This is a genomic window from Mesorhizobium sp. M0771, assembly GCF_040320155.1.
Taxonomy (GTDB): Bacteria; Pseudomonadota; Alphaproteobacteria; order Rhizobiales; family Rhizobiaceae; genus Mesorhizobium.
On the sequence record NZ_JAMYPC010000016.1, the window covers coordinates 155,622 to 161,621 of the forward strand.

Annotated in this window: 5 protein-coding genes and 1 pseudogene; 1 reads left to right on the forward strand and 5 read right to left on the reverse strand. The window is 64.4% G+C overall.

Going from position 1 to position 6,000, the window contains the following annotated elements; translation table 11 throughout:
* Positions 1 to 58 precede the first annotated feature (58 nt).
* From NKI05_RS23060 to NKI05_RS23070, 3 genes are read right to left on the reverse strand one after another with little or no spacing between them, the layout of a single operon-like run.
* Positions 59 to 475 (reverse strand): type II toxin-antitoxin system VapC family toxin, encoded by a 417-nt coding sequence (locus NKI05_RS23060; RefSeq protein ID WP_023670249.1) that lies wholly within the window; start codon positions 473 to 475, stop codon positions 59 to 61.
* Positions 475 to 717, reverse strand: coding sequence for a type II toxin-antitoxin system VapB family antitoxin (locus NKI05_RS23065; RefSeq protein WP_023670248.1), 243 nt, complete (start codon positions 715 to 717; stop codon positions 475 to 477). The genes NKI05_RS23060 and NKI05_RS23065 overlap by 1 nt, the downstream gene beginning before the upstream one ends.
* Before the next feature lie 47 nt (positions 718 to 764).
* Positions 765 to 3,539, reverse strand: coding sequence for a DUF2339 domain-containing protein (locus tag NKI05_RS23070; RefSeq protein ID WP_023670247.1), 2,775 nt, complete (start codon positions 3,537 to 3,539; stop codon positions 765 to 767).
* A gap of 247 nt (positions 3,540 to 3,786) precedes the next feature.
* Between NKI05_RS23070 and NKI05_RS23075 the strand changes: the two genes are divergently transcribed.
* Positions 3,787 to 4,251: an NUDIX hydrolase gene (locus tag NKI05_RS23075; protein WP_023670246.1), complete on the forward strand. Its 465-nt coding sequence runs from the start codon at positions 3,787 to 3,789 to the stop codon at positions 4,249 to 4,251.
* Positions 4,252 to 4,352: 101 nt separating this feature from the next.
* On the opposite strand, the gene recO is transcribed toward NKI05_RS23075, so the two are convergent.
* Both recO and NKI05_RS23085 read right to left on the reverse strand, forming a co-directional pair.
* Positions 4,353 to 5,144, reverse strand: a complete 792-nt coding sequence (recO, locus tag NKI05_RS23080; protein WP_023670245.1) for a DNA repair protein RecO — start codon at positions 5,142 to 5,144, stop codon at positions 4,353 to 4,355.
* A 102-nt stretch (positions 5,145 to 5,246) separates the two neighbouring features.
* Positions 5,247 to 5,921: pseudogene (locus NKI05_RS23085) on the reverse strand (aminoglycoside phosphotransferase family protein); the annotation flags it as partial.
* Positions 5,922 to 6,000 lie beyond the last annotated feature (79 nt).

Sequence of the window (6,000 nt, forward strand, 5' to 3'; positions counted from 1 at the left end):
CAGTGAGATAACGAGTTGATCGGCTAAATTATTCCCCGCAATCAACAAAAGGGCCGGATTATCCTAAATCGGTCTGTGCAAAATCATGGCCTTTGTATAGCAGTGGAAGATCGCGGCTTTTCGCGCAGGCGTAAGCAAAACAGTCCCCGAGATTCAGATCCGCCTTGTGGCCAACGGCTTTGCCGTAACGGGCACTCGCGTCAATGGCCCGAGAGCCGATGTTGTCGTCAATGGCCAGACTCTCTCCCATGATCTCCACAATGAACTCATCGATCAGATCGCGGGCATGGAGAAGGGCTTCAGCGCTGGGTCTGCGCGGGCCGGCGCCGGCCCTTGCCAATGCCTGTGTTGCTTCGAAGTGAACCAACGGAGAAACCCAGACCTGCCCGGAAAAACCGGATAGCTGCTTCAGCAATTCCTCCCACCCAGGTTCCTGGTTGAGAATGGCGACGATCACCGACGCGTCGACAAACATCAGTCTTCCCACATCTCGTCGGTGAACTTCTTCATATCGAAATCGGGATTGGGCAGGCCAAGCTTCCTGGCCCTGTCCTGAAGACTGGCGATCCGATCGCGCAGCGGCACCTTCGCCCGATTGCGCTCAAGTTCGTGCACGAGCGCGACCCGCACCGCCTCCGTTTTGCTCGGAGCGTTCGTCTCGCGTTGCAATCTGCTGGCCAGCGCATCCACTTCGTCGTCGCGGATATAGAGCGGCATCGAATATCCTCCGTTGGATATTGATATATTCCATCTCGTATATCACTTCAAGTTGCAGCGTTGGCCTCCCTCGCCGCCCGCGTCAGCAGCCGCTGGTAGAACAGGCCGATGCCGATCAGCACGGCGCCAAGACCGATGAAGGACAGCGCCCTGAGCACGCCTTCCAGTTCCGACATGTCGAACAGGAAGACTTTTACCACGGCAATCGCGATCAGCGCCGCCGAGGCGATGCGCAGCACCTGCGACTTCAGCCAGACGCCGGCGGTGAGCAGCACGACGCCAATGACCAGCCAGAGCGCCGAATAGGTGTAGGTCTCGAGCTGGCCGAGGCCGCTCCACAGGCCGATGAACTCGCCCTTGAACACGCGCCTGACCGACAGTGTGGCGTAGGCGAAGACAAGCAATGCCGCCACCACCGCCAGCATCTGCGCATACCATGGCGGCCGCTTGTCCCTGGCATAGAGCGCCAGCCCGCCGACAGCGATGGCCGGCAGGAGATAAGCCAGGAACAAGAGGTTGAACACCGGGATCTGGCCGGTCGATTCGTCGGTGAACAGCGGATTGAGCACCAGGAAATGCTGGAGGACGATGAAGGCGACCGAGAGCACGCCGGCAGCCATCGAGCCGTAGCGCAGCACAGAGCTTGGCGAGCGCATGTCGATGGCCACCAGTATCGCGCCGGCGCCGATGGCGATCAGCGTATAGATCGCCTGTTCGGCGAGCGTCACCGGACCGGTGTCGATGACGCCGCCATGCATGGCGTGGCGCACCAGCATGGCGACGGTGAGCAGCGCAAACAGGGCTGCACCCGCCTCCATCGCTAGGCGCGGCCGGCCATTACCAGCTGTTGGTAGTGCGGGGGTGGTACGCGCGAGTTGCCAGGCGGCAAAGCCGAAGGCTAGCGCCGGTACGCCGTATCCCGGCAGCAGCCAGTTGAACACCCGCGTCGTCGTCAGGAACTCGGCGCCGACGATGGTCGGATCGAAGGCGACGCGGCCCAGCACGGCAACGACCGCGCCGACCGAAATCCAGCCAAGCACCGGATAGCTGCGCCACCGCGTCGCCAGCGCCGGCACGATGGCGGCAACGCCGGCAAGAATGGTCGTCCAGCCGGATCCGAAGGCCATGTGCAGCATCAGCAGGCCGGCCAGAGCCGAGCCGCAAAGCGCGAAGGAGACGGCGATGTCGCCCTTGAGCGGCGGCTGTTCGGCGCGCGCGATCCATTCGCCACCGGCAGCGAAGACAACAACCAGAAGGGCAGCTATCTCTGCGTAGACAAGGTCGCGGTCGAGATTGCCGTAGGCAAGCCACAGCGTCAGCAGAATAAGCAGCGGCGCAGCGACGCCCCATGCCGCCCAGCATGCCGCGCGGACCCGTGCTGAGGCGGCGAAGCGGCGTGCGGCCCAGAAGCCGGCGCCGATGAAGACCAGGCCGAGGCCAATGCCGATGCGCAGCGTCAACGGATTTCCGGCCGCCACCGGCATGCCGTCAAAGCCGATATTCCCCTGGGTTATGTCGGAGCCGATGGTGGTGGGCGGAATGATGCCGAGATGGATCATCACGCTCACCACGCCGGCGGCATGCAGCAGCGGCAGCGCGCGCGGCCGGTAGAGTGCGGTGGCGACAAGGGCGACGAGGACGAAGGCGCCCGGCAAGGCGCCACCGGCGGCGACCAGCGTCGTGTCGACGGACAGGCCTAGCGCTGAAAACGCAACGAAAACGCCTGGCACGATCGAGGGCCAGTCGAAGCCGGTCTTCGCCGTCTCCGCTTCGCTGTCACGTGTGCCCAGCCAGACAAAGGCAAGCACCGCCAGCGTCACCGCGTCGATGAACAGGATGACGGCAAGGTCGGCGACTAGCGTGCTCATCATGTAGACGATGGTCCAGGCGCCGGTGCCGAAGAAGGCCGCCGCAATCAGGAATTTCCAGTCGCGAATGCGGGCGATCACGGCTGTAGCGGCAAGCACGATCGCCAGGTAGACGAACAGCGCCCATGGGTTGGGCGCCTGCGAGGACACAAGCGCCGGCGTCGCCATCGAGCCGACGAGACCGATGCCGGCCAGGGCCTGGCCGTGGACGAGGGCGGCGACAATGGTCGCCACGCCGATGGCGCCGAGCACGGTGAAGGCGAAGGCCGGCCCGACGAAACCGTAAATGGCATGCGCGGCATAGACCGTACCGAACAGGATGAAGGCGCCGGCAGCCGTCAGGATCGCCGGAATATAGGCGCCTGCAGCCCCTTGCACCGGCACCTTGAAGCCGGTGCGGCGGATGAACTCGCCGCCGCCGATCAGCACCAGGCCGAGCAGCGCCGCCAGGGACAGCCGCACTTCAGGGCCGAAAATGCCGGCCTCGATGGTGTAGCGGATCAGGAACAGGCCGCCCAGGGCCAGCGCGACGCCGCCGACCCAGACCGCCCAACGGGTGCCGAGCGCCGTTTCGACCTCTGACTGGCGGGCTGCCTTCGACGTGGCGGCAGGCGCGGATCCGGTGAATGCCGCCTTGGCCGCGGCCGACAGTTCTGGCACGGCCTCGCTGGTGGCCGCATCGGCTTCGGCGGCCGGTGCCTGGGCATGTGCCGCGTCTGCTGTTGTTGGCGAAGCTATGTCGGCAACTGGTGCGCTAGCGTGAGCGGCATCCGCCGGTGCGCTTGCAGCCTGCTCGGCCGGTTTGGCAACGGGCGGTGTCGCATGCACTCCGGACAGAACCAGGCTGCGCAGCGCTCCGAGCTCGCGCTCGATCAGACTGACGCGGCCCTGCTGGCGCAAGACGAGGACAAAAAGCACGATAACGACGACGGCGCCAATCAGGCTTTCAAACATGGCGGTTCCCCCAAACCAGGCCAGTTTTCACTGACAATTGCGGCGGCCACACGGCCACCCCAGACGGCTATTCAAGTCACGCCACCGCAATGGTGGCCGAAAAGAAGTTATCGAGCATGTTTCGTCGGCAAATTCCAGCGGCCTACGGTCTTTATCCTCACCCATCATCTGAGATAGCCAGGAATGGCATGCCGCCGCCACTTGCCCAGGAGCCATGCTATCCTCGGATGAACTACGAGGAAATCGAATGCCGAAACGAAGTGCAGGGCTGCTGATCCACCGGACAAGGGCCGGCATTCTCGAATTTCTGCTCGTCCATCCCGGCGGCCCGTTCTGGGCAAGGAAGGATGAAGGCGCTTGGTCGATCCCCAAGGGCCTCGTCGAGGACAATGAAGATGAGTTGGCCGCCGCCCGGCGCGAGGCTGGGGAAGAACTCGGAGTCAGCATCGATGGCGATTTCGAACCTGTCGGCAGCTATCGGCAAGCCGGCGGCAAGATCGTCATCGCCTGGAGTGTCGAAGCCGATTTCGATCCCGATGCCGTTAAAAGCAACATGTTCACGATGGAATGGCCGCCCAGGTCAGGCGTGACGAGGGAATTTCCCGAAATCGACAGGGCCGGCTGGTTTTCCTTCGCCGAGGCCAGCCTCAAGATCCTCGGCGGTCAGCGCGCCATCCTCGATGATTTCATGGAGCATCGCAAAGCCGGCTGAGGCTCTTGCCCTACGAGTACCCCCACCCTAACCCTCCCCACAAGGGGGAGGGAATGCTCCCGCATGCAGCTTTTGGTGTGAACCTGGACGGTTTGCGGAGGTCAGCACCCACCGAGTCTCCCTCCCCCTTCTGGCGCAGCGTCTGCCGTAAGGGCGGCCTTGCCGCCCGAATGATGCTTGCGCAAGGCGGCGAGGAAGCCGGCACGGGCATCGGGCTGTTCGATGCCGCGCGGCTCGTAGACATGGCGGGTGAAAAAGAAACCGGTCAGATGGAAGGCGTCCTCGAGTGCCGCGTGGTCCGCCCGCAAGCCGGAGCCGCGCCGCAGGAAGGCCGGCAGCGCCAGCATCTTGTCGCGCCATGGCGCGCCGGCCTGGCGCGAAACCGCGCGGCCGGATTTCGGCGAGACATAGGCCAGATCCTGCCTGGCGCCGGTCGCCGCGCACTGGCTGAGATCGAGGCCGAAGCCGAGTTCGTCGAGGATGAGCAGTTCGAAGCGCGCCACCAGTTCGCCGGCGGCATCCGAATCGTCCAGATGGGCGATCATCACGGCAAGCGTCTCATACAGGCCGCCATGGGCGTCGCGCTCCGGCAGGAGCCTGAGATGCGCGGCCATGGTCTGCAGGCCGTAGACGGCGACTGCGCTGTCCATCAACCGGGCGGCATTCATCTCGATCGCCTCGGCCTGGAAGGTGCCGAGATGCTCGTCGAGGCGTGCCCGCCACAAAAGGTCGACGCGGTTGCCGGGCTGCAGCACCGGCTGCTGCTTGCGCGAGCGCCCTCCGCGCACCAGGCCGAGATGGCGGCCATGCGCACGCGTCATTACCTCGAGAATGGCGCTGGTTTCGCCATGCTTGCGGGTGCCGAGTATGATTCCCTCGTCGCGCCATTCCATGGCAGGAGCTTGTCACCGGTTGCTTGGCTAAATCAAGGTTTTGGCGCGCCGCGTGCGATCTGTGCTGACATTGGATCCCCACACATCGTCGAAAGGCTCTGATCACGCGAATTCCCGGTGATCGGCCAGGACGTCGTCGATGACGCGGCGCGATCGTTCCGCCTCGGCCTGGTTGGCGTCGTGTCCGGCAACGGTGATCAGCGCTTTCCACAGCGTCCAGCCGCGGCCGCGCGCCCAGGTCGCTTCATCGACGTCGATGGCAGCCCGGAATGCCTCCCGGCTCTCGCCCTGGAAGAATGTCCAGGCGATCGCCAGGTCGCAAGAGGGATCGCCGATGCCTGAGGTGCCGAAGTCGATGATGGCGCTCAAACGGCCGTTTTGGACCAGAAGGTTGCCCCAGGCGACGTCGCCGTGAAACCAGACGGGCGACCCTTGCCAGGTGGCGGCAAGGGCCGCATCCCAGACAGCGGTGGCCGCCTGGGTGTCGATCTGCCCCTCCAGCGCCTGGAGTGCTTCCCTTGTCTGGTTGTCATACACGCTCGGCGATCCGCCGCGGAAGAAATTGTGCTGGCCCGCGGGCGGCCCGCCCGCCGGATCGATCCGCCGGAGCGCAATGAGGAACTTGGCCAGATCGACCGCGAACTGTGGGCGATCGGCGATTTCGGCGGTCTTGGCTGTTTCGCCGTCGATCCAGCGGTAGACGGACCATTGCCAGGGGTAGTCCTCCCCAGGCTCGCCCATCGCCAGTGGAACCGGGATCGGGTAGTGTGCTGAGAGTTCTGCAAATTCGCTGAGAGGGGGCGGTCATGGCAGGCTGGTGATTGTTCACGTCACCTGATTCCCGCGAAGGAACGCC